This window comes from Noviherbaspirillum galbum (genome assembly GCF_010974945.1).
GTDB classification, from domain to species: domain Bacteria; phylum Pseudomonadota; class Gammaproteobacteria; order Burkholderiales; family Burkholderiaceae_D; genus Noviherbaspirillum; species Noviherbaspirillum galbum.
In genome coordinates this window covers 87,468-113,447 of the sequence record NZ_JAAIVB010000073.1, presented here as the reverse complement: position 1 = coordinate 113,447, position 25,980 = coordinate 87,468, and the positions used below count along the sequence as shown (strand labels likewise).

22 protein-coding genes are annotated in these 25,980 nt (G+C 59.3%); 2 read left to right on the top strand and 20 right to left on the bottom strand.

The features are described from left to right. Positions 1-91: 91 nt before the first annotated feature. The 4 genes from G3574_RS21365 to G3574_RS21350 are packed head-to-tail and all read right to left on the bottom strand — an operon-like array spanning position 92 to position 5,710. Positions 92-1,936: a TniQ family protein gene (locus G3574_RS21365; protein ID WP_163967571.1), complete on the bottom strand. Its 1,845-nt coding sequence runs from the start codon at positions 1,934-1,936 to the stop codon at positions 92-94. Next, complete coding sequence (locus G3574_RS21360; protein WP_328804825.1) at positions 1,933-2,919, bottom strand: TniB family NTP-binding protein; 987 nt, start codon at positions 2,917-2,919, stop codon at positions 1,933-1,935. The genes G3574_RS21365 and G3574_RS21360 overlap by 4 nt, the downstream gene beginning before the upstream one ends. Continuing rightward, a complete protein-coding gene (locus tag G3574_RS21355) occupies positions 2,916-4,943 on the bottom strand; it encodes a transposase family protein (RefSeq protein ID WP_163967570.1) in 2,028 nt (675 codons plus the stop codon). Before G3574_RS21355 ends, G3574_RS21360 begins: the two co-directional genes overlap by 4 nt. Continuing rightward, positions 4,940-5,710, bottom strand: a complete 771-nt coding sequence (locus tag G3574_RS21350) for a hypothetical protein (RefSeq protein WP_163967569.1) — start codon at positions 5,708-5,710, stop codon at positions 4,940-4,942. The genes G3574_RS21355 and G3574_RS21350 overlap by 4 nt, the downstream gene beginning before the upstream one ends. 242 nt (positions 5,711-5,952) lie before the next feature. Here G3574_RS21350 and G3574_RS21345 point away from each other — a divergent pair, with 242 nt between their 5' ends. After that, positions 5,953-6,210 carry a DUF6471 domain-containing protein gene (locus G3574_RS21345; RefSeq protein WP_163967568.1) on the top strand — a complete coding sequence of 86 codons (258 nt, stop codon included), beginning with the start codon at positions 5,953-5,955 and terminating at the stop codon, positions 6,208-6,210. A 707-nt stretch (positions 6,211-6,917) separates the two neighbouring features. Here the strand turns inward: G3574_RS21345 and G3574_RS28975 are convergent. From G3574_RS28975 to G3574_RS21320, 5 genes are all read right to left on the bottom strand, one after another. After that, positions 6,918-7,103, bottom strand: coding sequence for an AbrB/MazE/SpoVT family DNA-binding domain-containing protein (locus G3574_RS28975; protein WP_407941692.1), 186 nt, complete (start codon positions 7,101-7,103; stop codon positions 6,918-6,920). Between the two features lie 236 nt (positions 7,104-7,339). Next, positions 7,340-7,831, bottom strand: coding sequence for a hypothetical protein (locus G3574_RS21335; protein ID WP_163967566.1), 492 nt, complete (start codon positions 7,829-7,831; stop codon positions 7,340-7,342). A gap of 476 nt (positions 7,832-8,307) precedes the next feature. Then, on the bottom strand, positions 8,308-8,937 hold the full coding sequence (locus G3574_RS21330; protein ID WP_163967565.1) for a hypothetical protein: 630 nt from the start codon (positions 8,935-8,937) through the stop codon (positions 8,308-8,310). A 338-nt stretch (positions 8,938-9,275) separates the two neighbouring features. Further along, complete coding sequence (locus tag G3574_RS21325; RefSeq protein WP_163967564.1) at positions 9,276-10,706, bottom strand: IS1182 family transposase; 1,431 nt, start codon at positions 10,704-10,706, stop codon at positions 9,276-9,278. 139 nt (positions 10,707-10,845) lie between these two features. Next, the gene (locus tag G3574_RS21320) at positions 10,846-11,775 is read right to left on the bottom strand and encodes a restriction endonuclease (RefSeq protein ID WP_163967595.1); all 930 of its coding nucleotides are present in this window, start codon (positions 11,773-11,775) and stop codon (positions 10,846-10,848) included. A 240-nt stretch (positions 11,776-12,015) separates the two neighbouring features. On the opposite strand from G3574_RS21320, the gene G3574_RS21315 reads away from it, so the two are divergent. Continuing rightward, positions 12,016-12,774 carry a DNA/RNA non-specific endonuclease gene (locus tag G3574_RS21315; protein ID WP_163967563.1) on the top strand — a complete coding sequence of 253 codons (759 nt, stop codon included), beginning with the start codon at positions 12,016-12,018 and terminating at the stop codon, positions 12,772-12,774. 93 nt (positions 12,775-12,867) lie between these two features. Here G3574_RS21315 and G3574_RS21310 read toward each other — a convergent pair whose 3' ends face one another. The 11 genes from G3574_RS21310 to G3574_RS21260 form a co-directional block, all read right to left on the bottom strand. Next, entirely contained in the window at positions 12,868-13,482 is a 615-nt protein-coding gene (locus tag G3574_RS21310) for an ABC transporter ATP-binding protein (protein WP_163967562.1), read from the bottom strand. A gap of 413 nt (positions 13,483-13,895) precedes the next feature. Next, positions 13,896-14,309: a DNA/RNA non-specific endonuclease gene (locus tag G3574_RS21305; protein ID WP_163967561.1), complete on the bottom strand. Its 414-nt coding sequence runs from the start codon at positions 14,307-14,309 to the stop codon at positions 13,896-13,898. Between the two features lie 110 nt (positions 14,310-14,419). After that, a complete protein-coding gene (locus tag G3574_RS21300; RefSeq protein ID WP_163967560.1) occupies positions 14,420-17,569 on the bottom strand; it encodes an error-prone DNA polymerase in 3,150 nt (1,049 codons plus the stop codon). Between the two features lie 3 nt (positions 17,570-17,572). Next, positions 17,573-19,039: a Y-family DNA polymerase gene (locus tag G3574_RS21295; RefSeq protein ID WP_163967559.1), complete on the bottom strand. Its 1,467-nt coding sequence runs from the start codon at positions 19,037-19,039 to the stop codon at positions 17,573-17,575. Then, complete coding sequence (gene imuA, locus G3574_RS21290) at positions 18,972-19,760, bottom strand: translesion DNA synthesis-associated protein ImuA (protein ID WP_235953547.1); 789 nt, start codon at positions 19,758-19,760, stop codon at positions 18,972-18,974. Before imuA ends, G3574_RS21295 begins: the two co-directional genes overlap by 68 nt. Before the next feature lie 227 nt (positions 19,761-19,987). After that, complete coding sequence (locus G3574_RS21285; protein WP_163967558.1) at positions 19,988-20,683, bottom strand: SOS response-associated peptidase; 696 nt, start codon at positions 20,681-20,683, stop codon at positions 19,988-19,990. A gap of 353 nt (positions 20,684-21,036) precedes the next feature. Then, positions 21,037-23,121 carry a DUF262 domain-containing protein gene (locus tag G3574_RS21280; protein WP_163967557.1) on the bottom strand — a complete coding sequence of 695 codons (2,085 nt, stop codon included), beginning with the start codon at positions 23,119-23,121 and terminating at the stop codon, positions 21,037-21,039. Between the two features lie 318 nt (positions 23,122-23,439). After that, complete coding sequence (locus tag G3574_RS21275; RefSeq protein ID WP_163967556.1) at positions 23,440-24,078, bottom strand: hypothetical protein; 639 nt, start codon at positions 24,076-24,078, stop codon at positions 23,440-23,442. 101 nt (positions 24,079-24,179) lie between these two features. Continuing rightward, positions 24,180-24,965 (bottom strand): DUF5677 domain-containing protein, encoded by a 786-nt coding sequence (locus G3574_RS21270; protein ID WP_163967555.1) that lies wholly within the window; start codon positions 24,963-24,965, stop codon positions 24,180-24,182. Between the two features lie 96 nt (positions 24,966-25,061). Then, positions 25,062-25,430, bottom strand: a complete 369-nt coding sequence (locus G3574_RS21265) for a hypothetical protein (RefSeq protein ID WP_163967554.1) — start codon at positions 25,428-25,430, stop codon at positions 25,062-25,064. A gap of 108 nt (positions 25,431-25,538) precedes the next feature. After that, positions 25,539-25,880: a YciI family protein gene (locus tag G3574_RS21260; protein WP_163967553.1), complete on the bottom strand. Its 342-nt coding sequence runs from the start codon at positions 25,878-25,880 to the stop codon at positions 25,539-25,541. Between the last annotated feature and the right edge of the window lie 100 nt (positions 25,881-25,980).

The following is a 25,980-nucleotide window of genomic DNA, read 5'->3' as shown; positions in this document are numbered from 1 at the left end:
CTCTCTTTACCCGTAGCAGCGGTTTCACGACACTTGAGAAGTTTCAAAAGTAATGGCACCGCGCGATACCGGAAGAGCTGGGTAACCATCATCACTCCTGCGCTAATGGAACAAACAGGTCTTGCCCTGCCCTTGCTCCGAGAACTGCCAGGCGCCCCAGCTCTGCCATGCGAATCAGCCCGCCGCGAATGGCTCCGTCTCGGAGATGCCGAGCACCGACCAGCTCAATGCCAGACAACAGCTTCGATAGGGCAGACGATTTGGTACCCATGCCACGCGCCAAGTCGGCAAGAGGCACGTAGGTTTGTCGGAATGCCAACAGCTGATGCGGCAACACGACGCGGCAGTGCTGGCCGCGGCGTTGAATCGACTCGGACGCCAGCAACCCTTCGTCCACCCAGTGCGCGATGGACTCCCATTTCCAGCCGGTCGCTTTGGCCAGCTGCTGAATCGACATACCCGCCTCGAGCAGGGGCGTGCCGAAATACCGTGACACGTCCGCCCTCAGGAAAGACAGTTCGCCCAGCGTTCGCGCATGGGCGACGGCTTTCACGTCGCCATTTGCAACGGCCTGCATCAGCGACTCGATGGCCTGCTTCTCCCCCATGCGCCGGCTGGTCAGTTCCGCCCAGGTGAGGGTTGCATCATCGGCCACCGCAGTGGGTGCGGCCCACCGGTCCACACGCGCATATAAATCCAGCAGGGATGGGCGTTCGACCGGGCCGCCTTTCAGGAGGTCTTCGCGCCAGCGGATGTCGGACCGGATGACACCGGCCGCTTTCATGCGTTCGAGCACGACGGGGGGAACACTGGCCAGCTCGCAGGCCGTGCTGTCGGAAATCCACCCGGCACGTTGCTGCTGGATGCGCTCGACCTCGGCGCAGGGAATTTCATACACCTGCCCACGCGTGCCCGTACGCCGCGTGCGGTGCGCGCATTCGCCCGCCTGAATCGCGTCATGCAGACGGGAAACGCTGACACCGATGGCTTTGGCGGCATCCGGCGCCCGCAGGTATCCGGTCGCCTCCTCGGCCATGGCCTTGGCCGAATCCAAGCCCAGTACGCAATCGGTTTTTTCGGCGGCGACGTCGAGGATGATGTGCAGGAGCGGCTCGAGCGTCGTGCCCTGGCACAGCTTGCGCAGGCTGATATACCAATCGCCCAGCAATGTGTTCAGCGTGCGCGCATCCTTGCGGCCGGCGGCAATGCGTTGCGCAACATGCGCCCGAAAGCCCATTGGCCAATCAGTCAATAAGGCTTCGAGCGGTGCGAGGAATTCGACCGCTTCCGCGACCGATTTTGGCACGGCTGCGCCACGCGACAACCCGGGCGGCTTCGGGCCTGCATGCAGGCAGAGCGTCCGAATGACCTTCACCAGCACGTTGGTGTCGACGTCATGCAGCACCGGCTTCGTGCTGCCCGACTGCCGGCCATGGCTCGCCATGAGCGTCGACAGCCACTGCTGTGCCTGGGTCGCCGGCACCCGCGGCAGGCTGCCCAAGTCATGGCCACACGCGCACAATCCGATATAGAGTCGCTCCGGCGACAGGTGTTTGCCACAGGCGTTGCACTGGTCGACCAGGCGCAGGCGGTGCTGCGGACATGCGGTGACATATGCGTGTTCCCACGGGTGTCGCAGGTACGCCGATTCCGCCAGGCACGCTGGACACACTGCATCCGATTGCGCACGATGCAGTCGGCCCCAGTCGCGGCAGAGGTCTTCTTTCTGCCTGGCGGATTCGGTCCATGCCGGCTCCAGACCCAGATTCCGGGCTACCTCGTCCGTGCGCATCAGCAAGGCGCGGCGACTCCGTTCGACACCCGCCGTATCCGTCAGGTCACGCCAGCTGAACAGCGCATTGTCGCCGGAAAGTCGACGGTAGTACCCCATGCCGGACTCATCGTCCCGAGGCGCAGAGGTCCGCATGAGGCTCATTGTTTATCTCCTGATTTTTTACGGACCGGGACGGACGCCAGGTTGCTGGTCAAAACATGGACGTAGGCCTGCTTGAGGGCTGCCGGCTCGACGTCCACGTCTTCGATGCCCGAATCCCGGAAGGCCAATCTGTGCGGTGACCCGGCGTGGTTGACGTCTGCCAGTGCCTTCTGGCAGTCTGCGTAGGTGATGGCGCGCGGTGCTTGGTTCGCCATTAACTTGGCCAACTCACGCATGAAGTCGGCGAGTACCCCAATCAGGCCACCGGTGAGCAGATAGCTTTGCTGCGTCAGCACGCGGGGGCGCACGTCAATCGGATAGGCCGCCGCAGCGAACAGGCGGGCATAATTGGTGACGCATGAAATGTATGCCGCCATCTGCTTGGCATCGCTGGCGTCATACGGCAAAAAATGGCGCGCAGGATAAGCCCGGCGACGCAGTTGTTCATTCGCTGAAAAAAGGCGTTCGAGGCGCGGAATACCGAACAGAATCAGCGTCATGTCGAGGGTGTCGGCCAGAGCCTTGAGCCAGTCGCTGGAGGCGCGCGGGGGCACGCGCGACCCTTCATCCACGAGGTGCGATATCTCGTCAAAAATAATCACCCGCGTGCCGGCCAGGCGCAGCTGCGTCACCATGAAATCGAACAGCGCTCCCGCCGTCAGGCGGGCAGGGACCCCGATGCCCAACGCGCGCAGGACACTTTGGGGAAGCAGCTTGGCCGTTGCAGATTGGGGCACCGCCACCACCAGTACGGGCACATGGCGCCGTCCGTCGATACGGGTTTCCGGGTAGTCGCGCGACAGGGTGGCAATGAGCGAAGATTTGCCCACGCCGCTCGGACCGGGGACGCGAACGATTTTGGGTGCAAAGCCAGCGAGGGCGTCATCGATGCGCCGTTTGAGCGTAGCGAGGTGCTCCACGAACATGGGATGCGGCAGTTCGCAGGTCTCGATATCTCGGCGCAATTGTTGGGCTGGTGTCACAGCAGTTTTTCTCCAGTGGTTCTGTTTACGATGGACATCAGCGGCGCATCGTCGTACGAGATGGCAACCGGCTGAAGGTCTTCCGTGGGCAATGAGGGATTGGTCGAAGGGGCAGGCCCAAACGGCCCAGTCGACAACAGCGGCCGGTCGATGCTGCGCTGGAGGGCCGAGTGGTCTTTGGCCCGGCGTACGGTTTCCTGGTTTTCTGCGCGCTTGCCGCGCGGTTTCCGTGCCTTGCCATGTCCAGTCACCGCAGCGTCCAGGTCGCGCAGGAATTGCACCTTGTCGTCCGGGACCGTCCAGTCCTCCATGCCCGCATCGAAACGGGCTTTGGCTTCCGCAAACGTCCAGGCCGGTGTTTGCGGGCGGACGTGTTCGTGCGTCAGCGTGACGAGCGGAAGGGCATCGTCCTCGTACACGTACGCCTGGCGGAAATCGTCGGGGTTGTAGACCACATGGAGCTGGGCGTGGTCGCCGTACTTGGCCAGCAGATAGGACATGGCTTCGCCCTTGTAACGGAAGCCATGCTCAAGCGTGATGCCGGTCTTGGCGCTCAGCGTGCACCGCTTGTGCTCGAAGAGCGCGGCCATCCATTGCTGACGCGGTGGTGGCATGGTGATCGGATGTCCCCTCTCTTCGGTCAGGTAATTCAGACGCGCAAGCGGCGTCTTGCCCTTGACCGCATCGACCAATAATTCGTCCCAGCGCAGACGCTCGAGTGGCGTGTTGACCCAGTCCTCGTACAGCCACCGGACGATCCACTTCTCGAGCGCGTCGACTGTCATCAGCGCATCGCCCAGCGCCTCCGGGTCACGCTTGCCATCCTTACCTTCGAAACGCGTGCAGCCCGGGAGGCGCTGCAACGCCTCCTTGAGCGCCCGGTTCAGGCGCTCGATGAAGGGCTTGCCTTGCGCTTCCTTCGCCTTGCAGTGCTTGACGTCCATCCCTAGCAGTTCCAGGCGAACGATGCGGCCCCCCTTGGTCTCCGGACCATTATCAAAAATGACCTGGGCAGGCGTGCCATAGAGATTCCGTGCATGGGCGATGCCCAGCGCCTTGAAGCGGGCCGCCTTGGCTGGCGTCAGATACATTTCGATGCACCGCAGCGAATCCATCTCGCGCGGCGAACCAATGACCAGATGCCATCCCACCGGATACCCGGTGCAGACATCAATCGCCAGCACCAGATAGACGGTCCGGGCGACGCCATGGGGGGTGCGCACCACGAATGGCAAATGCAGGGCATCCTGCTCGATGCGGGCGAAAGGAAATGCCGCCCGGATACGCTTTGTTGCGAACGACTTGCCGGCGACCCGGTTGAGCGGGTCCATCCGGTCGTATTCGGCATCGACGGTCAGGCGATGAATCGTGGCGACGACGAATTTGCGGCTGATAGCGTGCTTGGCAACATGCAGGCCGCGGCGGCGGGCTTCTCGGTTGATATATCCCGTCAGGTCCAGGACCGTCCACTTGGATTCCGTGACCAAGTACCGGTCCTGGATGACCCCCTCGGCGAATTCCATCAGGTCCCTCGCATACCTGGGCGTCGCGTTGCCTTTGTTTTTGTCGCCTTTGAGCACCGGCAAGCCGAGCAGTTGCTTCTTGTGAGCCCGGAACAGGGTCGGACGAGATGGAAACGCGCAGACCACCAATCCGTCTGCGTGCTCGCTCACGTAGGCCTCACGGGCCAGGGGTATCGCGGCGTCAAACGACAGACCCCGTTGCGCCCGGAGGGCATCGATGCGCCGCAGGGCGTCGTGCAGAAAACGGTCCCTGGCGTGCAGTGCCGGGTTGTCGTACTGGGCGACGAGGCCGACGCGCGGCATTCCCTTGCGATGCAGTATCAGACTGCCGGCCGCAATTCCGGCCCGGATGGCGGCTTCATCGACAAAACGAGCCTCGCGTTTTGCGGCATCGAAAATTTGGATAGTGCCGGCATGGATACGAGCGTCCAGCACCTCGAAGTAGCGGTCCGGCTCGCCAGGTGGCGCCAATTTGTCTTCGACGCGCAGGTCGGACATCATGACCGCAGCTCCTCAATCAGGCAGAGGTGGCCCAGGTCGCCATAGGCGGCCGACAGTTCCAGCGTGGCGCAGATGCGGTGATGCGCCACGTCTGCTTGCAGCACACCGGTGGCCAGCAGCGGCGGAAGCAGGCCCGTCGGAATCTGGAGGTCGGCACACAGGTCGCGTTGCAGCACCGGGCCGGATTCACAATAGCGCTGGACCCGGTCGATGATGTCCGGCGTCAGGTATTCCTGGGCGCGCACGAGCGCTGGCTTCAGCAGTTGGGCATTGACGACGACCGGGTGCCGTTCGTCCGCCGGCACGACCAGCGTGGAGAGCGGATAGCAGTACGCCAGCATGATTTCGCGGGCGCGCTCGATTTTCGCCCAGTAGCGGTCGTCGCCCTCGTAACCCTCGAGTTTGACTTCGTACGCGCATTGCAGGCCATCGAGCTGAACCGTGGCGAAGTCGGGTGTGTATTCCACCTCTCCGGCGCGGCCGCCCCGCATCCGGCGTGCCTCGGAGACTTCTTCGCGCGTCAACAGCAGCCGTTCGCCGACCAGGTCGACGGTGAACGGTTGTGGCTTGAAGGAGCGCACGCGCGGGTCGACGCTCAGCAGGTGCGCCACCAGGCGTTCCGCGTCGGAGTCGACGGTGATGTGGCCGCCGGCCTTTTCGGCATAGGTGCCGATGCGGGCTTTGCCGTACGTCCGGGCCGTGAACCGGACGCCGGCGTTCGCCGCAGTCCGGCGGCTGCGCACGCCATAGGATGGCGCGCTTCTCATTGCGCACCTCCGAGGCTCGGCAATTGGAGGGTGGCTCGGTCGGTTGCCAAGAACACAACGGCTCCCTGCCGGAGCGGCGGGGTGATAGGTAAACTTTTTGCCAACAATTGGTCCTCAAAAAAATGACTGCCTGAGAACATGTAATGCTGGCGGGTGGACATCAGTCGTATACGACTGAAAATAGCCGTGAGAGAATACTGGCAGGAAATGAGCAAACGCCTCTTGAAGGCCGAGGGAGAGTGATGGAGAGACTGCCACGCCATGGTGGCCAGCCGGTTCAGCCTTACGAGGCTTGGGAGCAGACCGCGAAAGAGTTGATAGAAATCGAGATGCTGCGGCGCGGTATTCGCTACAAACAGCTTTCGCGCCTGCTCGCGGAGCTGGGAATCGACGAGTCGCCCGACCAGATCAACCGCAAGGTCAATCGCAAGCGGTTCAGCGCGGCATTTCTGGTCGCCTGTCTGCGCGCCATGGGGGTGGAAACCCTCCCGCTTAAATAGGGACAGAGTCGCGCGACCTGAGCCGCATGCCAGCCCTTGCGCCCGATTCGCCCCCAGCCAGACCCGTTTCATCGCCCGCTCCCGCGTCGTACCCTCTCATAAATAGGGGGCACGACCGGACAGGCGGTCAGCAAGGCGAATACTGGCTCATCGTGGCGTTACTACGTGCCGGCGTTGCACCGGCGTAAATTTGCAAAATAGACATCATTGGTGGGATTTTCAAGCTCGACGGTACCGAATTGTGAGCTACAGCAATAAACCCCTGCCAGACAGCGCATATTCCCCGCAACCCATCGAGTCGCGACTCAACGCGGCAGGTACTGGTCAAGAACGGCTTGTTCTGACAGGGGGCTACGTTTTCCCGTTTCAATCCAACTGCCGGAGCAAGCTGCTGCGCCAAGTCCAGACAAATCTCATAAGCTTGCACGACTTCTGGTGGGATGCATCCGGGTTGATAGAACCGCCCGGCAAACTTCACCCGCAGGTGCTCCGGTACTTGGACGCGATCGCGCCCGGCGCCACACTCGCTGACTTGCTGGCGGAATCGGATCCGGCCCTCAGCGCCCTTCAGCGGCGCGAAGCGACCCAGCGCGTGCGCGCCCTGACTGCCACTGAACGCGAGGCATTGGACTTCTAAAATCAGGCAGCACCGGCGCGCGCCAATCCTATCGCTGCGGAGTGCATCAAGCCCTGGTGAGCGGCCTATCCTATTGCTTACCAGAGGGAGGAGGTTGCGGGCGCAACACCAGGGTGCCATCTTCGCCTAGGAAAAATCGAACCTGGTCGCTAGGCTTTAGGCCAAGCCGCTCCCGGATCTCACGAGGAATGATGATTTTCCCGGAGGCAGTCAGGGGACACGGCTGATGGGTGCGCTCGGGTCGCTCGACCTGCAAAAACGTTGGTCTATAAGGACATTTCAGGGTGGTATTCGCCAACGTTTATGCAGCCTAACCTCGCCGCCGACGGCCATCCGCGTCGCCCCCTTCATTGCCGAAAACGCAAGCGTTCCGGAATTAACCGGTAATTGTCCGGTGACAGCAGTGTCCGTATTTTTCCGCTCGCGGTCGTGTAAAACCGAACGTGAACTATAAATGTAAGTTAGGTTAGGCTTCTCTGAATGATGTGGCTGTTACTTGGCAACTTCGATAACCGCGGGCGCTTCGAACCGATTTCCCTTTGTGGAGACGGCAAATATTTTTGCGTTTTTCTCCTCGCCTAATTTAATGTCATCAACCAGTTGTCTATTAACTTTGACGATATCTGAAATAGGGAATATCGCTTGCTCTCCAGGAGATAACGTCCGCGGCTGCTCTGTGCCTGCGTAGAACGCATGATTTGGCAAATCAAAATCTTGATAACCGGCTTCCAGAATTCGAACGGTGGCGCTTCCAATATTTGTAATTAAAACAGCGGGTTGAAGATTTTCCCTCTCTTCTACGCCACTTATCATTCTTAAGTCCAGTGGGTTCAACGGACTTTTATCGAGCATCATTTTTAATTCAACTTTTATTCTTTCCTCAACGGAATCTTGTCTCGTTTGGTACTGGAAATAACCAGTCGCAGCGGAAATAACAAGAGCGAGGGCGGACATTCCTAGGGATATGGTTTCGTATTTGCTCATTGGCCGTCAAAGAATTAATAAGCTAACCGGGAAGTAATAATATAGAAATCCTGAAATTCGCGGCATGCGCTAAGTTTGCATGCTATTGAAGATGGAAACACCAAACGTCCGCTTCGGGTCTAGGCTGTGTGAAAACGTGAGGAGCTTGAAATTTCCATTCGCTTGGACGCTTGCCGGCGCAAAGAAATGGCGTCGTTGTGCGATTTAATGGTTCATTCCTGCACAAATTTATAGGCGTTTTTTGTTTTCACACAGCCTCGACCCAAAGGAGATGTTAGTCATCGCACAACAGTGTTGTGCTCACATGTCTGGAATGCAAAGCTTGTAGCCCTGCTCATTTTTTTCGATTTGAGCCTCAGCCTCATGTCTAATGAGATCCATTACACCTCAGCACATTCTGCTTCTCTCTGGTTACTCTCAGTCATCGTTGGGCCCAGATGTCTCAGCAGCCTCACTGGAGGCTGGAGTGCCTAGCGTCAAGGGGTTTCTGTGTCGAGCTTTGATTCAATGCCATGACTCTTTTGTGGTTGGCCCAGATGCTTCATAAGTTCGGCACGCTCTGTCGCACAGAAATCAAGTAGCGATTTCATCCCGGTGTCTGCATCAGTTTCTGGATGCATTGCAATTCGTACAGGGCGAGGAAGAAGCCACTTAGAGCCTTCACTCGCTTCCACTTCAAGCACGATGCCTTCTCGCTTAATCTTCAACTCGGCATACTCACGAAGAAAACCAGCCTCGAAGTCAAAGGCCTGAACGTTGGCCGTATTCCCAAACACACCAATGTCGCCTTTCAGCAGCTTGTAACCGTTGGGGAAACCCACCTTACAAAGCTTCTTATCCGCAATAACTCCCTCTACGTTGCCATCTTTCACGATAATGACCAGTTGAAGGCTTGTGTCTGACAAGTTCATTGATGCCATGTCTACGTAGCCTTCAGGAAAATTGTTGAATAGCCCTGTCCACGCTTTTTCCTGATAGAGCCAGGAGTAAAAATCATTCTTGAGGTCGGCAAAAGCTCCCTTATTATTTGCATATAGGACGAGGATGCCGAATACACCCGCGATGAAGCTGACTAAGGCGGTCAGTGCTGTAAAACCTTCTTTCATGCGAACAACCCACGAAACACGGGGGATGTTTGGCTCACTCCTCCCTACCGGCCCTCTGGGCCTTCTGAGACTTTTCTTGTTTGTTCTCACCGATGCTGTGTCCTCTGGCTTTAATTTTAAAAACCCATCAAAATCACTTAGCCTTGTGGCTAAAAGGCCGTACGGCAAATGGCTGCTCTTGGCCCAGACCGTGTAAAAACAGATGTTTTCAGAGTTTTACGAGCTCAGATTTGCCTCTGATTGGTTATCAAACGAATTGAGCTAGCCAGTGTGCCTAGATTACAGGCGTACCATTTATAGACTCTATTCCTGACGGCGCATCGAGCTAAATAAAGGCTTCATGCCTTCATGGCCTTCATCAGCACTTCCAGTTTCACCAGATGCATGACTCGTTTCAGATTGTACGCGAGCACATGCAGGCTCATTTCAGTGCGAACCCGCTTGAGCGTACGTGTCAGGAAGTGCGCCGAGCCCATCCACAGCTTCAATGTACCGAACGCATGTTCAACCGTTGAGCGGCGGATTCGCATTGCATCTGGCATGCGGTCCAGTCGGTGCTGCGCTTGTTCGAGCACATGTTCATGTTCCCAGCGGCTAACGCGACGCTCTGTACCTGTTGTGCATCGCCCCTTCATGGCACAGCTGCCGCAGTTCGATGTCCAGTATCGGTGAAGCGTCATCCCTCGTTCGACTGTCGTCATCCGGTAAATCAGATGTTCACCTGCCGGGCATCGGTATTCGTTCTTCTGTGCATCGTAGAGGAAGTCACCACGGTCAAACCGCCCCTGCGCCTTGGCATTGGAAGTCGTTGACTTCGGCACAACTGCCGCCACGCCTGCTTGCTCGCATTTGTGCAACTCTTCGCCACTGTAGTAGCCACGATCAGCAAGGGCCGTGATCTTGCTCTGCTCCAGCACCTCTTTTGCCCGAGTTGCCATGGTGTACAGCTGTCCCCGATCTGACGGGTCATTGGTGACTTCGTGATCAACGATCAGATGGTGCTTCGTCTCCACCGTTGTCTGAACGTTGTAGCCCACCATGCCACTGCCGCGCGTCTTCATTGAGCGTGCATCCGGATCGGTTTGCGACAGTTGGCCATCCGGCGCCTCGGCAAGCTCTCCCTTGATGGCCTCCATCGCCTTCATCTGTTCCTTCAGCGCAGCGATCTTCTCCTTGAGTCGCGTGGTACGCAATCTGGCAGTCTCCGGTTCCTGCCGGTCGGCCGTGTCCATCTCCACCAGGTAGCGGGCAATGTTCTCTTCCAGATCCTTCATCCGTCGTGCCAGCTTGGCCGGAGTAAAGTTCTTGTCGCGGTGGTTGACTGCCTTGAACTTGCTGCCGTCGATGACGACTGTCGACTCCGTGAGCAGGTCGAGCTTGCGGCAGACCACCATGAACTGCTTGCAGACATTGCGAATCGCTGGCCCGTTGTCCTTGCGGAAGTTGGCGATGGTCTTGAAGTCAGGAGTCAAGCGGCCGGCAAGCCACATTAGCTCAATGTTGCGCTGGGCTTCACGCTCCAGGCGCCGGCTGGACTGGATGCGGTTCAAGTAGCCATAGATATACAGCTTGAGCAAAACTGCGGGATGATAGGAGGGTCGACCGGTCTTTGCGGGCATAACGCCTTCAAAGCCCAGATCAGCCAAGTTCAGACTATCGACAAAGGCATCGACAACCCGTACCGGGTTGTCTTCGGACACGTAGTCGTCCAGGCATTCGGGAAGCAACGTCGATTGGGTGCGATCCTCTTGTTGCACGAATCGTTTCATGCTCGGCTCCGATGGCGTCGTCGATGACTTCATTAGACGCTACAACTCAGAATCCGGTGATCGAGTACCGCAAAATCCTCGCAAACTTCCTCTGAAACATGCGTTTTGACACAGTCTGGGCCGAAAAGAGCCGGTCACCCTAAACTGAAAAAGGAAAGCGGCTCTTGCATCGCGGGTAGTGCACACATCCCCAAAATGCCCCGCGCTGACTCTCGCGCCGCGTCATCTTGATGCCGCAGGAGGCGCAAGTCGGTGTGCGGTAATCGCCGTCAAAGGCAGCCTTTCGAAGCGCGTCTTGTTGACCTTGGGGCAGGCCCAGGATTTTATTCAGGAAGCCTGGACCATCCAACAATTGCATCGGATTGGCGCCGCCAAACGTGAGCGCGTCATTGGTGTAGGTACTGGTCGTAATGAAAATCCCTCGCCCCACCTTTTCATGGGCCATCACTCCCAACAATTCCCGCACTTCCTTGACGCCGACTGAGTACGCATTCCAGGCCTTGCACTGGACGATCGCGATCGGCTTGGTGGGATCGATCTTGAACAGCTTGATATCGATGCCGCCATCGGCACCGCAGCGGAGGGTTTCGGACTGGAAGCCGACGGCTTCATAATACTTGGCGCAAAGGAGCTCGAATCGCTTCCATTCGAGCGCCCGCAGCGCTTCCAGCGTCCAACTATCGAAGGCTTTGCCGAAGACCGGGAGGGGGCCCGCATTTTGGTTGGAATGCCCCCAGCCCGGATCAATTTTTGCTGGTGGGCTGCTTACTACCGGTTCTCGGCGTGCGCCCAAAACCATGCCGGTGCGCCTGGCGGTCGGCTTACTGCCTCCACTCGTTTGGGAGCGGACGAAAGCGATGGCTGCCAGCAAGCCGAACAGCAGCAAAGCCAGCCAAGCCAGCGCATGGGACAGTGCCCCGAGCGCGACCAGGAAAGGGTGGCGGGCAAATACCGAAGGGATGATCCAGCGCATGCCGGCAAAGGCAAGGCACCCGGCGGCGGCGCTGACCCACCAGGGCAGCATCACCAATATGGTTGCCCATCCCTCCTTTTTTCTGCGGCGTGCCATGCCATTCCCTTCGCTCCGGTCCGCGGTTACCCGCACAGTGATTCCTGCGTGACAACATTGTCAGTCTATCACTCTCAACATCGGGGGCCGCGGCGTCCATCTGACGGCAAGTCGTCGGGATTTTGGCTCGCCCCTGCCAGCAACACTCGTCTCGCCATATTTTTTCACGCTGCGACGAGTGCTCCGCACCTTGGACGGGCACAATACCGCCGACGCTTGTATTAAACGGTGTGGAGAGTAATGCGAATAATCCGCCACTTCATCACGACGGTGCTGCTGGCCGTTGCCGTCGCCGGCCCAGCTATTGCGAAAGAAACCCCGGCATCGGTCGACTTCAAGGCATGCCCGCAATTTTTTGTCACCGGTGCAGCTCCGCACATCCCCGCTTCGGACCACCTGCGGTTTCGATCCCTGTGTTACGACGCGTTCGCGGTGCTGCATTCCGGTCGCAGCAAGACGCCGGTGTTTGTGGCTCAGCGGTTGAACCGCGCCTCACTGCAAGCGGCGGCTGGCGAAAAACGCACGAACAAGTTCTTTGCCGATGCGCGCCTGCCCTACGCGGAACGGGCCCAGCTCGACGACTACAAGGGCAGTGGCTTTGACCGCGGTCACATGGCACCGGCAGGCGATATGCCGGCAGCGCAAGCGATGGCGCAGAGCTTTTCGTTGGCCAACATGGTGCCGCAAGCGCCGCTCAATAACCAACGGTCTTGGAACGGTATTGAACAAGCAACCCGGAAATACGTCCTGCGCGCTCACGGCGACGTGTACGTCATCACGGGGCCGGTGTTCGCCGACAACCCGCGCGTGATCGGTCCCGGCAAAGTCTGGGTTCCGAAATATCTCTACAAGCTTGTCTACGATGCGACGACCGGCCGCGCCTGGGCGCATTGGATGGAAAACACGGACGAAGCGCGTGCCGGCCGTCCGATTACCTACCGCGAATTGGTTAACAGGACAGGGATCGAATTCCTGCCAGGGATGCCGGTGCGAGACTAGCCGTAGCACGACATACTGGATACCCTAAGTTGCACCCTCGGCATCTCCGCTGGAAGGGCCCAGACTTAGGGTCGCACTAAAGCAGCACCGCGCTTAGCGCAGTGTGGCAACATTGATTGCCCTTGCTCCGCAGGCCTGCACCAGTGCGGGGTCGTGACTGGCGAACAGCACGACGCGATCTCGGGACCAGATCTTGAATTGTTCGGCCAGCACGGCGCGAGCCTGCGCGTCTAGCCCGTTGCTGGGGCCGTCCGCGATGACGACGGCCGGCTCACCCAAGGCGGCGGCCGTCAGGAAGACCTTGCGGCGCGTACCCGTCGACATCTGTTCGAAGCGCTTATCCAGATGCGGTTCCAGCCCCAGTTTGTATGCCAGATCAAGCACGGCATCGTCGAGCGTTGTGTTCTTTTCGGAAGCGACTTGCTCGAGCAATCCACGCCCCGTCTGCATGGGAAACGCCAAGCAATTGTCGGGCACATAGGCCATGCGGACTTTGGCTTGCAGCGGCGTTTGGATGAGCGAATGCCCGTCGATCCAAACGTCGCCCGCATCCGGTGCGATCACGCCCGCGATGATGCCCAGCAAGCTGGATTTGCCGGTGCTGTCTTCTTCACATAGCGCCACACATCCAGGCGGGAACGTATGAGTCAACTCCTGGAATAGACGGTGGTCGCCATAGCGCTTGCTGAGATTGTCGATGCGTAGCATGCGGGGAAGTATACGCATGAATGCGGCACGCGGCCGGATCTCGTACCAGATGACGCTAGTTACTGCCTTCAGGTGACAAGGTCGCGCATCTTGAATGATGGTAACTCTGGGGAAAGAAAAACCCGCACGGGTGCGGGTTTTTGATTGGCTGTAAGCCTAATTAAGCTTTGTGCTTAGCCTTGCTAACTGCCTCGCTAATCGACTTGCAAACGGATTCAAAGGAGTACCGTTCACTTCTGTTCACGTGCCGAATGAGCTTATCCATGGACGGAGTACGGACTAGACCGGCATTGGTCGGGCCATTATTCGAAGCTGCGCCCTGGTTGGCAGGGACGCCGCGCGCTGGCGTATCCATATTCTTTTCCTTCACTGGTCCCCCCAAGGTAGCACACTTGTTAATTGAACACAAAAAACTACTGGACTGATGCCAGTTGCTTCACCGTTATCGGGGCCATGTGACCGCGGTCAAAGCCACTGCCCTTGTAGTCGTCGAGCTGGGCCCGTTCAGAGTAGGGCAGCCGGGCATCGGCAAAGAACTTGTTCGTGCGTTTCTCGCCAACCGCCGCTTGTAGTAAAGAGCGATTGAGCCGTTGTGCCACAAACACCGGCGTCTTGCTTCGTCCTGAATGCAAGACCGCGAACGCGTCGTAACACAGCGACCGAGACTCCGATAGGACCGATGCGGGGACGCGCGGGGCTGCACTGGCGACGAAAAATTGCGGGCATACTTCGAAGTCTGCCGATGTTCGCATTTCCTTCGCAACGGCTGGACCAGCAACAGCAACGGTAAACAGCACCGTCGTGATGAAGTGGCTAATTTTTCGCATCGCTCTCTGCTTTGTTTAATGTGAGATTCGGCGGTATTGTGCGCGTCCCCTGTGCAGAGCACTAATCGCAGCGTGAAAAAACCTGGCGAGGCGATAGCTTTTGGCAGCTGCTAGCAAAAATCCCGACTGTTCGCCGTCAGCCTGCCCAGCAGGTGCGACAAATCGACCAGGCGTTTCGCCACCAGATTGCGCACGTCCCCTTCGCGCTGCCAAATGCCATACACGCCCAGCAGCGACGCCCCCAGCAATTCCTTGCGCTGGCGGTCGACCAGGTCACGCCAGACAATCACATTGACCGCCCCGGTTTCGTCTTCCATCGTCAAGAAGACGACACCCTTTGCGGTTTCCGGGCGCTGGCGCACGGTCACGATGCCGCAAGCGCGCGCTACCTGGCGGTCGGCAAACGTGTTGAGGACGTCCGCCGGCAAGAAGCGCATCTTGGCGAGCACCGGCCGCAGCAGCGCCAGCGGGTGGCGGCCCAGCGTCAAGCCGAGCGACCGGTAGTCGCCGACGATGTCGTCGGCTTCCGACGGTGCGGGCAACTGAATCTCGTCCTCCGCAATTGCCGCCCGCTGCAACAAGCCCTTGTCGGGCGCGCCGGCGACGGCTTGCCACAGCGCTTGGCGGCGGTGCCCAGCCAAGGACGCCAATGCATTGGCGTCGGCCAGCTGTTCCAAGTCCAGGCGCTGCAACTGCGCGCGCAGCGCCAAGTCGTGGATATCGGCAAACGGCTCGATGGCGCGCGCCTCCTCGATTCTGAACCCTGCTTCCTGTGCCAAGCCCGACACCATGTTCAGTCCCAGCCGCACCGCCGGCCGCGCGCGTCCCATGTCTTCCAGCGCCGCTTCCCATGTGCTCGCCTGGACATCGACCGGCAAGACGGTAACGCCGTGGCGGCGGCTGTCTTGCACCAGCTGCGCCGGCGCATAAAAGCCCATCGGCTGGCTATTCAGCAGCGCCGCCAGGAACGCTTCCGGCTCATGACACTTGAGCCAGCTGCTGGCATACGCCAGCAAGGCAAAGCTCGCCGCATGGCTTTCCGGGAAGCCGTATTCGGCAAAGCCCTGCACTTGCTGACAAATCTGTTGCGCGAATTCTTCCGAATAGCCGTTGGCGCGCATGCCCTGGGTCAGCTTGTCCTGGAACTTATCGAGTTGCCCCTTGCGCTTCCAGGCCGCCATTGCCCGCCGCAGCTGGTCGGCTTCGCCGGGCGTGAAGCCGCCGGCCAGCATCGCGATTTGCATCACTTGTTCCTGGAATATCGGCACCCCGAGCGTACGCGCCAATGCCTGTTCGATGGCCGGGCTCGGATAGGTGACCGGCTCGAGTCCTTGGCGCCGGCGCAGATATGGATGAATCATGCCGCCCTGAATCGGCCCGGGGCGAATAATCGCCACTTCAATCACCAGGTCGTAGAAGGTGCGCGGCAACAGGCGCGGCAGCATCGACATTTGTGCCCGGCTTTCAATTTGGAATACGCCGACCGTGTCGGCGCGGCCAATCATGGCGTACGTCGCCGGGTCTTCGGCCGGAATGTCTTGCAACTCGAAGCGCTCGCCGCGCTGCTGCGAAATCAGCTCGAGCGCCCGGCGAATCATGCTCAGCATGCCGAGCGCCAGGATGTCGACCTTCAGCAAGCCCAAGGCATCCAGGTCATCCTTGTCCCACTGGACGACGCTGCGCTCTGGCATCGCCGCATTTTCAATCGGCACCAGCCGCAACAACTTGCCGCGCGCGATGATGAAGCCGCCCGGGTGCTGCGACAGATGGCGCGGGAACGACAGCAGTTTTTGCGCGATGTCGGCCCAATGCTGGGCGACGGGTGAGCTTGGGTCCAGGCCGCATTCGGCGAAGCGCTCGGCCAGCGCCGCACTGCCATCCCACCAGCGATGCGACTTGGCGACTTGGTCGACGAGGCCGAGGTCCACCCCCAGTGCCTTGCCGACGTCGCGCAACACGCTCTTGGGCCGATAACTGATGACGACGCCGGTCAAGGCCGCGCGCTGGCGGCCATACTTGGCATAGATGTACTGGATGACTTCTTCGCGGCGCTGGTGCTCAAAATCCACGTCGATGTCGGGCGGTTCATTGCGCTCCTTGGAAATGAAGCGCTCGAACAGCAGGTTGCCGCGCGCTGGGTCGACCTCGGTGATGCCGAGGCAATAGCAGACCGCGCTGTTGGCGGCCGAGCCGCGCCCCTGGCACAGGATTTGGCGCCCACGCGCGAAACGGACGATGTCATACACGGTCAAGAAATACGGCTCGTACGCCATCTCCGCGATGAGCGCCAGCTCGTGTTCGAGTTGCTGCTGCACCTGGGCTGGAATCCCGAGCGGGAAGCGGCGATGGGCGCCGAGATAGGTTTCGCCGCGCAAGTAGCTGGCCGCCGTCTCACCGGCCGGCACCAGTTCGTCTGGGTATTCGTAGCGCAGCTCGTCGAGAGAAAACGTGCAGCGTGCGGCAATCTTGAGCGTCTCGGCCAGCGCCGCCGGCGGATACAGGTTGCCGAGCCGTAGGCGCGCGCGCAAATGCTGTTCGGCATTCGGCGCCAGCTCGAAGCCGCAGTCGGCAATCGATTTGCGCAAGCGAATCGCGGTCAGGGTGTCTTGCATGGGTTTGCGCGAACGCACGTGCATGCAGACGTCGCCCGTGGCCACCACTGGCAAGCCCAGGCTGTGTGCCACGTGCTCGACCACCGACCGATGTTGCGCATCGCGCGACTTGTGCAGCAAGGTCAGGGCCAGCCAGGCGCGGTCCGGGAAGGCGGCGCACAGCCACTGCGCCTGTTGGAGCAGGTCGGGTTTGGCGATATGGTGTTTGGGCGCCAACAGAACCAAGCAATCGGGCAAGCCGCGCAAGTGGGCATACGCCGGCTCGGGCTGCGTGAAATCCGCCAGGCGCAGACAGTAGCTGCCCTTGGCAGCCCGGGTGCGGCCCAGGGTAATCAATTCACACAGGTTGCCGTAGCCGTTGCGGTTTTGCGCGAGCGCGATGAGCGTAAAAGCCGGCCGCCCGCTCTCGTCGCTGACCTGAAACTGGCTGCCGATGACGAGATGGAGTCCCCATTTCTTGGCTTCGGTATGCGCACGCACGACGCCGGCCACGGAACACTCGTCGGTCAGCGCCAGCGCCTGGTAGCCGAGCTGGCTGGCGCGTGCCACCAGTTCTTCCGGGTGCGAGGCGCCGCGCAAGAAGGTGAAGTTCGATACGCACTGCAATTCGGCATACGCGGGCAGCGCCTCGGACGAGTTGGTCGCCATGGCTCAGCCGAACAAGCCATGCAAATACCAGCGGATATCGTCGCCCAACCGTTCGCGGTAGACCCAGTAACAGGCCGATTCCGCGCCCTGGGCGACGAAATAGTCACGCACGACCAGTTGGCCATCCCACCAGCCGCATTCGATGCGCTCGGCACTGCCCAACAGGCGCAGCGGGGAGCCATAAAATGGACGCTCTTCGCGCAGCATCAGTTCGATGGGCGATTCGAGCAGCCAAAATGGACGCTCAATGTCGGGTAGGGACGGCGTGGCGGTCCGTTTGGCGGTCGCCGCCGGCAACCAGCGATTGCACAGCTCAGGCCGATGGTCTGCAACTAATGCCGGCACCAGAACGTGGTCGTCGCCCAGACGCGCGCTCAGCAACTCGATCAAGCGCTGAAAATCCGCCGGCGTGCCGCCCGGTTCCGGGAACAGCGAGGCGGACGGCGGTGCCATCGCTACGGTCTGCGTCGCCTCTAGCCGCAAGACGATGACGGAACCGGCCAGCGTCAAGCGGCCCAGCCGTTCCTTGAGCAAGCGGGTCAGATGCGGCTCTTGCCAAGCTGCTGCGGCGAGCGCCACCTCTAGCACGGTGGGCGGTACGGCTTGGCGCCCGCGCTCATGCTCCATGGTCAAGGTGAAGCGCTCGACCGCCCGCTGCCGCGCGATGAGCCAGCCCGTCATTTGCAACAGCAGCCGGCGCGCGCCGAACAGCACGCCTTCTGCCTGGTCGATACGGTCCGGTAGTTCCAGTCTGGCCGCAAACACTTCCGGCGTTTCTATCCAGCGAAACAACTCCGGCGCCTGACCATAGGCGCGGTCCAGGGCCTCGAGCACCGCCTCGTCACAGCGCCGCTTGAGCCCAGCACGCGGCAAGCGCCGCAACTCGCCCAGGGTGCGGCAGCCAATGGCGGTGAGCCAGTCCAGATAGGGCGCCAGCGGCGGCAAAATGCGGCACGGAATCCGATTGAGCACCGGCACCAGTGTTTCCATGCGTAACACGCGGCGGCGGCAGCCTGCCACGCCGGCGGCGTGCGCCAACAGCCAGGCGCCTTGCGCGGTCGGTGCCATGCCCCAATGGCCGGTCAACCCCAGCGCCAGCACGTCGGCCTGGGCCCGGCGAAACAGCCGGCGCACGCCGCCAAATGCGCGCAGGCTGGCGCCGACCTCCAGCATCAGGCTGTGTTGCTCGGCGTACGCGACGTCGGGCGTGTACTGCAACAGGCATAGCGCGACGCTGTCCAACGCCATGCGCTCGCGCTGCTCGTCGCGCGCATGCACGGCCGCCTCCGGACAGAGCGTCAGCACGCCGTTGCGCTTCATGCCGACCCGCACGCCCGCCTCCCGCGCCGCTTGGCTGGCGACCAGCACGCGCTCGTGCTCGAGGACGACGTGCGCCCCCGGTTCAGACCAGCACGGCCGCAGCGTTTCGAGCGGTAACAACGGCAGATGGACGCTGAGCCACAGACGCATGGTGGGGTTCGAAAGAGTGGAAATCCGCCGCCGGCATGTTCTCCAGCGGCACAATGAGGGGGGCGTCACGGCGCGGACCGCGGCGCTTGACGATGTCAATGCGGATACCGGCGGCGGCGGGTCGCAGCGCCAAGCGCAGCGGCGCCGGTGACGCCTCCTGGGCGGCGGCCAGCGGGCGCACCAGCCACACCGTGGCATCGCCGCCCTGGGCCGCCAGATGCAGGCGGCGCAACGCCTCATGACGCACTTGGGGTTGCCACAGCACGAGGGCCACACAGGAGCGATTGCGCAGGCTTTGCTCGGCCGCCCACAAGGCATCGACGGTCCGCCGGCTCTTGACCCACACCAGCCGCTGCACTGGAAAGCCCTCGGCGGCCCAGGCCGCCGCTTGCGGTGGGTATGGCGGTTGGACCAAGGCAATCGCACGGCTGCCGGCCTGGCGCAGCGCCGGCTGCAACAAGCGCATTTCGCCGATACCCGGCTGCTGGGTCAGCAGCTCAATCAAGACGCTGGCTGGCCAGCCGCCATCGGGCAGCTCGCGGTCCAGCGTCGCATGTCCGGTCGGGACGGTGGCGGTGCGATACGACCCCAGTTGATTGGCGCGCCAGACGTGCGGGAACGCGGCCGCCACGCCGGCGGCGTCGCGCACCGCGGCGGCAGAAACAGTGCGCATGACAGAAATTCCTTTGAAGAAGGCGTGGATTTTATACTGTATAAACATACAGTAAAATGCGCAAGTGCCGCGTTGTACCGGGCTTCAAAAGTTATCCACGACAGTTGTGGATAAGCAGTAGATAGCTTGTGGAAAAGCCGGGCATGGCGCCGCCAAACCCAATAGGGGCGCGGGGGTGGGTGTTCATGCTCAAAATCAATGCATGTTCCCACTTTGGCGATGGCGATTTACCACGCGCGGCGAGACGGTGCCGCGCGAACAGGGTTTCGATGGCGTTACAGCAATGACCCGTTCTCTGGGCGAGGGGTGTTTGCTTGGGCGGATTTGGCGCTGGTTCGAGGCGCGGCGATGGCGGTCAACTGGTTGGCCGGAAAGCGCGTGAAAAAGTCGGGAGCGTCTTCAATCGGACAATGCAGCCATGCATCGTATTGGTCGGGGTGCAAAATCACGACCATGCGCTTCTCATCATCCGGCTTGTGAAACCGCTGCATCAATGGGTCGCCGTCGGCATTGATCGTCAGCATCGAGAACGACAGCAGCGGCAAGCCATGGGGCCCGTCGGCACGGTATTCCCAGATGCCGGCCAGCCCCAGGGGGTCACGCTCGGCTTGGCTGATTTCCCAGCGCACAGCTTTGCCGGTTTCGTAATTCGGCTCGAAGAAGCTGTGGACGGGAATGATGCAGAATTGCCGCTTCTTGTAGGCATTCCGGAAGCTGGGCTTGGTGGCCACAGTCTCGGTCCGGGCGTTGTATGTCTGGCGCGCGAGATCCAGTTTCGCCCAGTGCGGGACCATGCCGAACATTGCCAACGCACAGGCGCGGTCGCCAGGTAATGAATCGGCGCGCGGCGGACGAATCATCGGCGCCATGTAACCTGGATAGGCTTCCGCCTTGTAGCGTGAGTCGGGCGCCGCGACGCCGAAGTAGCGTTGCAGTTGGTCCGGCGTGGCAGGGAGATAGTTGGCGCACATGGGGATGATTTTAAAAGGTCCTTCGTCAATTTGCGGGAATTCCAGTCGTGTGGTTCGAATCCCGACAGCATCCGATCAACTCTTCTCGCAACAGCTCTGAGCTTCCGGAATCGACCCATTGCAGAAATCCGCAAGATCGAATTTGGAGCCCAAAAGCGGACATTCGCTAGCGACACGGCTTCGGCGCGTCAGATGACTAAAATGCTACGTTTGGGGTGATTGACCGCTAAGTATCGGCCATACGGTATCCGGCACGATAAGGTCATTGAGGACCGCTCCCTCAGCGTAGTTACGACCTCAAGAGTGACCGATCCGCACCTTGTGACCGGACGAATGACTAACCTCTTACCAAATCATAGTGTCAGTCCTTGGCCGCCCAAGGCATCCGAAACCTTCCTAGGCTCTACCAGCTGCTTAACAGGACGGGGCCACACCAGCAACGCAGCGGCCAAGGTCGCCTTTGCCCTTATCCGGATAGCGGCATCGTCCCACGTCTGAAGTGCCGGCCTGCTGAAATACGTATTCATCACCAGCGCGCTCTTGCCTAGACCGGCCTTCTTGCCCTCGATCGTTTTTCCCTCCCCCTCATAGTCGAGGAAAGGACCGTTGCTGACGGAGCTGTTGAGTGGCCCCGTCAGCAGCGTCAGATTGCCAAACGTCTGAACCATGTGGTTCCGAACCAATCGGTGCTCATCCTTCATTTCCTCAATGGGATAGTGCCTGTCGCCTTCCCAGGTCTGCGGCAAGACGTGCTCCACCGTTAGTTTGGACTGCTCGGGAACCTCCTGCGAGCCTTGGAACGATCCACGCGATGCATATTCCAGGGCTCGCAGCATGGCGCAAACCTTGGCTGGTCGGAGTTCCCGATAGACAGCACGATTAGACCAACGCTCAGAAAACTCTTCGTCAGTCGGCCACTTCTGGCTGTCGCCTCCCAGCTTCAGCAACGCTTCGCGAAGTGCTTCTTCCGGCTTCTCCTGGGCACCCGTGACGACCTCCAGCAGCCGCATGAACACGCGGTTGTAGCCCTTTGTCGTGAAGCCGCAAACCGCCCTCCGGGTCAGGTAGGAAGCAAGATCGCTCAAAGCAAACCGAAGCGAATCGCTATCGGCCTCGAGTCGCTCACGTAGCGCCATGTAGACCGGTGTTATGGAGCTGACGTCCAACGTCTTGATGAGTCGGCCAAACTCCGCCACATACGTCGTTCCCTCGGGAGAGACTAACTCGTGGAAGATTTCGCTCGCCTTGATAATGCGGCGTAGCTCACCATCCAGGTCGCGCCGTTCCTTCTGCCACCACTCCTTGAACCCTTGAAACACGTGCGTGGCCAGTGTTTCATGCTGGCTTCGTAAGATCGTGTAATGAAAAAAGAACAGGTCGATGCGCGGATAGGTCAATCGGCCTTGGCGTTCTTTCTCGCGCCAGTACCGATTCGCGCTGACGACCTTCTTATCGTCACTTTGCTCGTCGAAATGCTTCCAGTACGCGTCGTATAAGGTCGCCACCGGCTTGCCGTCGCGAGCTGCTTCGAGAAATATGAGGTTTCGGATCAGATCCGAGGCGAGAAGCGGCTCACCGCGAGCGTTGAGCGTCTCGAAAATGACCTGTGGATCATCTTCGGCATCCAGCGACAGAGTCATCAACTGGATGTTCTCGTTGAGAGTCGTGTATAGGATCTCTGCCCTGTCGGTTTGGATGTCGAGTTTTGCCTGCAATGGCTCCACCACGTTCGAGCCCCGAATGGCGCTGACCAGCGCATCGCTAAAGGTGCGCTCACTTGCGGCATCGACGGCATCCCCGAGATCGACACCTCTCAAGTACGCTAGACATGCGTGGTACAGATATAGGTAGGCTTGAATCATGAGCGGCCGCTCGACTTTCTCGACCTTCCTCTTGCCGTCCACCTTCCTCTCGATCTTGGCCGGATAGGCCTCGCACACAGCATCGGCACTCATCGCCTCGTCTAATGCCCTCATTTCCTGGCGACCGGCTTGTGTGGGCCAAACCTTGTGATGGTCGTCGGAATGATTCGGATACGGGCCCGGGTTGCGGACCAGCACGTCCAGCATCTGTGGCAATGGCGAGTCCCTTAGCTGCTGCGTCGCGTGACGAAGTGCCAATATCAATAGGTGCAGAGTTGTGGTTCGCTGTTGTCCGTCAATCACTTCATATGCACCAACCCGACCGAAGTTGTTCTGCAACGGGGCCAGCACAATCGACCCAAGAAAATGCTTTGCGAGCGGTCGCAGGGCATGTGTTCCCGAGCCGGACGGCAGCATTCGACGGTCCAGGAGTGCATTCGCTCGGTCGGCCACATCTGCCCAGAGAGGAATTACCTGCTTCTCCAACGTCCAGACGTACCCCCGCTGGAATACCGGAATCTGATACTGATACGGTGCGCTAAACAGTTGTGTGATCGGTGCCTTCTGTGGCTGCATCGCCTTCTCCTCTGTCCTGATCTTGTTGTCAGCATCTTAATACAGTTACTGCGCGAAACAGCTTGATGTCTTGCAGCGTAACGTCAGGGGTCATGGGTTCGGCTGCGGTCCATCACCGCGGGCCGGTAGCGACCAAAAAGTTGCTACTTGAAAGCAGCCATACGTGAATGCCCGCTTCTGGCCGATACCGGAAGTTTGGCAAGGGCTGCCTCCGACCCAAACCAGCCTGCCATGCTTCGAAAAGGGGACGCTCAACGTTAAAATGCAGCGGTAGGTGTTAGCAGTTAAAGTCCGATCGCTGAAATGACCGGCTGGACGTCATTTCAGCAAGCAGGCGATTTCCGGGGCCGCCGTACTGAGAACAACGCCCACAAATAGCCAGGCCGCACCAATGGCTGAAATATGAACGCCACCAGTACCTGTTGCTTCAAGTTTCTTTTGAATCTCTGCATCCCCGCACTGTCGTGTTTCGGCCTCACGCTTAAGCGCGTCCATAGCCCTCATGCGCTCCCCGTCCAACTCCCGCTGTGTTTCGGTGATGCGATCGTGTATAGCCGAGATGTTCTTTTCCAACGCGTCGAGACGCGAATCTAACGAGGGGTTCGGGCCTGGATCAAACTTAGTAAACGCACTTAACTTTCCTGCGGACGTAGACGCGGAGTTGGTAGTAACCCCAACAGTAACATCATGGCTTCGTGAGAAAATTCGTTGAAGCCCCGCCTTAGCCATCGATCTGAGCGAAGCATGTCCAAATAAGGCGCGCGTTTCCGAGATCCCCCAAATGACGGTCCCGATGCCGAGTACTTGGAGAGCAAGACCAGTGAGGCGGATCAATCGCTCTGTTGCACCGAATATAAGCACGACGACCAGCGCAATGAAGATTGGGCCCAAACATAGCCAGACGTATTTGTGGTCGGCAAGCCGCGAGCCAAGTGCTTTGATCCGTGAAAGGTGCACACGTCGCCTTTGAGTTATGACGCCCAACGCCGCTCTAACAGGCGCGCGACAGTTGCCGGGAAGTGGCAAGATCTTGTCGCGTGCCCGGATTCAGCAACGAGTTAGGTTTCATCGGCGACAAAGCGTTTAATTATTGAATTCACTTTTGGGGCAATTCCGTTGAACTCCGGATATTCTCGCGATATTGCTGCTGCGGTAAACATGAACACAGTAGCGGACATTAACATTACAACTTCAGCATTGCTTTCACATTCAGCAATAACAGACGGTTGTGAAAAGTTCGCCATCTCAAGATCAGTATAGGGTCCGCCATGTACAAATGAGGACAATAAGGCATAAGTCGGGACGATTTGCGCAAGGAATGGTCGTTCCTTTGCAACAAACGCAAACCTCTCATCAGCTAGAAACCGCAATATTGTGCGGTACTTAAATTGGCCGGAGAGCTGTTTTAGCTCGCGGGCACTGAGTTTCGCAGCATCAGGGTAAAACTCAGCGATTGCGTTTCTCGTGTTTGCAACTACCTCATTCCCCAGTAGCCTTTCCGCCATAGCGATCGCGGCAACATAGTCTTGGGCCTCAACTGCACCACAGAATGAAAAATAATCGCTTCCAACACGGTCCGATTTCTCCTTTACGAAGCAAGCCCAGAGGTAGGTGAATTTGAGATAGTGCTCGCAGAAGCAGCGAAAGAGGACTTTGAAGGCATAAGGATTTTTCGTGTCGACACACTCAAACATCGCAGTCTTAAGGCTGTTTGCCTTTGCACAGAATCCAAACATTGCTCTGTAAGTTTTTGGAAAGTCGGTACGGCCAATTACTTCGGCCAAGGAAGATCCGTATTCCTTGAACACTTCAAAGTATTCGTCATCGGCATCGCGATAGTGCATATAAAACCTAACGCCGAACTAACCAGCACGCAGCAGATGCCGCCGAGCGGCAAGCCCTTTGCTGCGTGTCTGGGTTGAGTGACGAGTTATACGTTCTCATCTTTGGCATCTGAACTCCCCTTTGTTCCAACTACCACCACTATCCAGGCAAGCGTCCGAGATCAAGAACTCGCGCGCAACCGGAACGATAAGAAGTACAACTGCCATGCCAAGAAAACAAATACCGATCTTACTTAACTTCGGAAACTTAGGCATTGCAAAAAAAACTGCGGCGCCAACAGAGAACAGCGCAAACGCAATACAAAGATGCCAAATTCCACGCTGAATCCACGACTCAGGAAAATCATTCGGCGGGCCGCCAGCGACCCAAAAACTAAATGCTGCGCTGTTTAAATAAAGCAACCCCATAACGATGCAACCGGCCGGCACAAGCCATCGAATTACCGAGCGCAGCACTCCAGTCACTATCGCTCCCTTTACATATAACGAACGCCTGAATTAAGCCACGCCGCGAAGCGGCGTCGGCTTGAATGAATTGTCAAGCCGCACTTTCTGCGTCATTTCTTTGTCCCCTCAGGAATGAGGGTCGAACCCAAAGACGCGAAGTTCTTGGTCGCACCGACAGGCCTTGGCGATACGCGCCGCCCACGCGATGGCCTCGTCGCGCGAAGGCAGTTCCAACACAGTGAAACCTCCGTTGAGTGGGGGCGCCCACGGATAGCCTCCCTCTTTAAACGTCCCATTGGCCGAGACGAGTACGGGAGATACGCTCTCGTCTATGCCGCCCCCAAAGACATAGACGCCGGCGGTCTTCGCCTCCTCAATCACAGCGTGCGCGTCGCGGCCTACCGCTCTCCATTCGCCATCGGGCACAACCATTGCCGCGCTTGGAAAAGAGATCAGGTATTTGGCCATGCTGCTCCTCGTGGAAATTGATGGTGGCCGTGAAGCGTGTGTGCGGCCTAACGTAGAGGTAACCGCCGCGGAGCCAGCTTTATCGGCGGAGCGTCCGTGC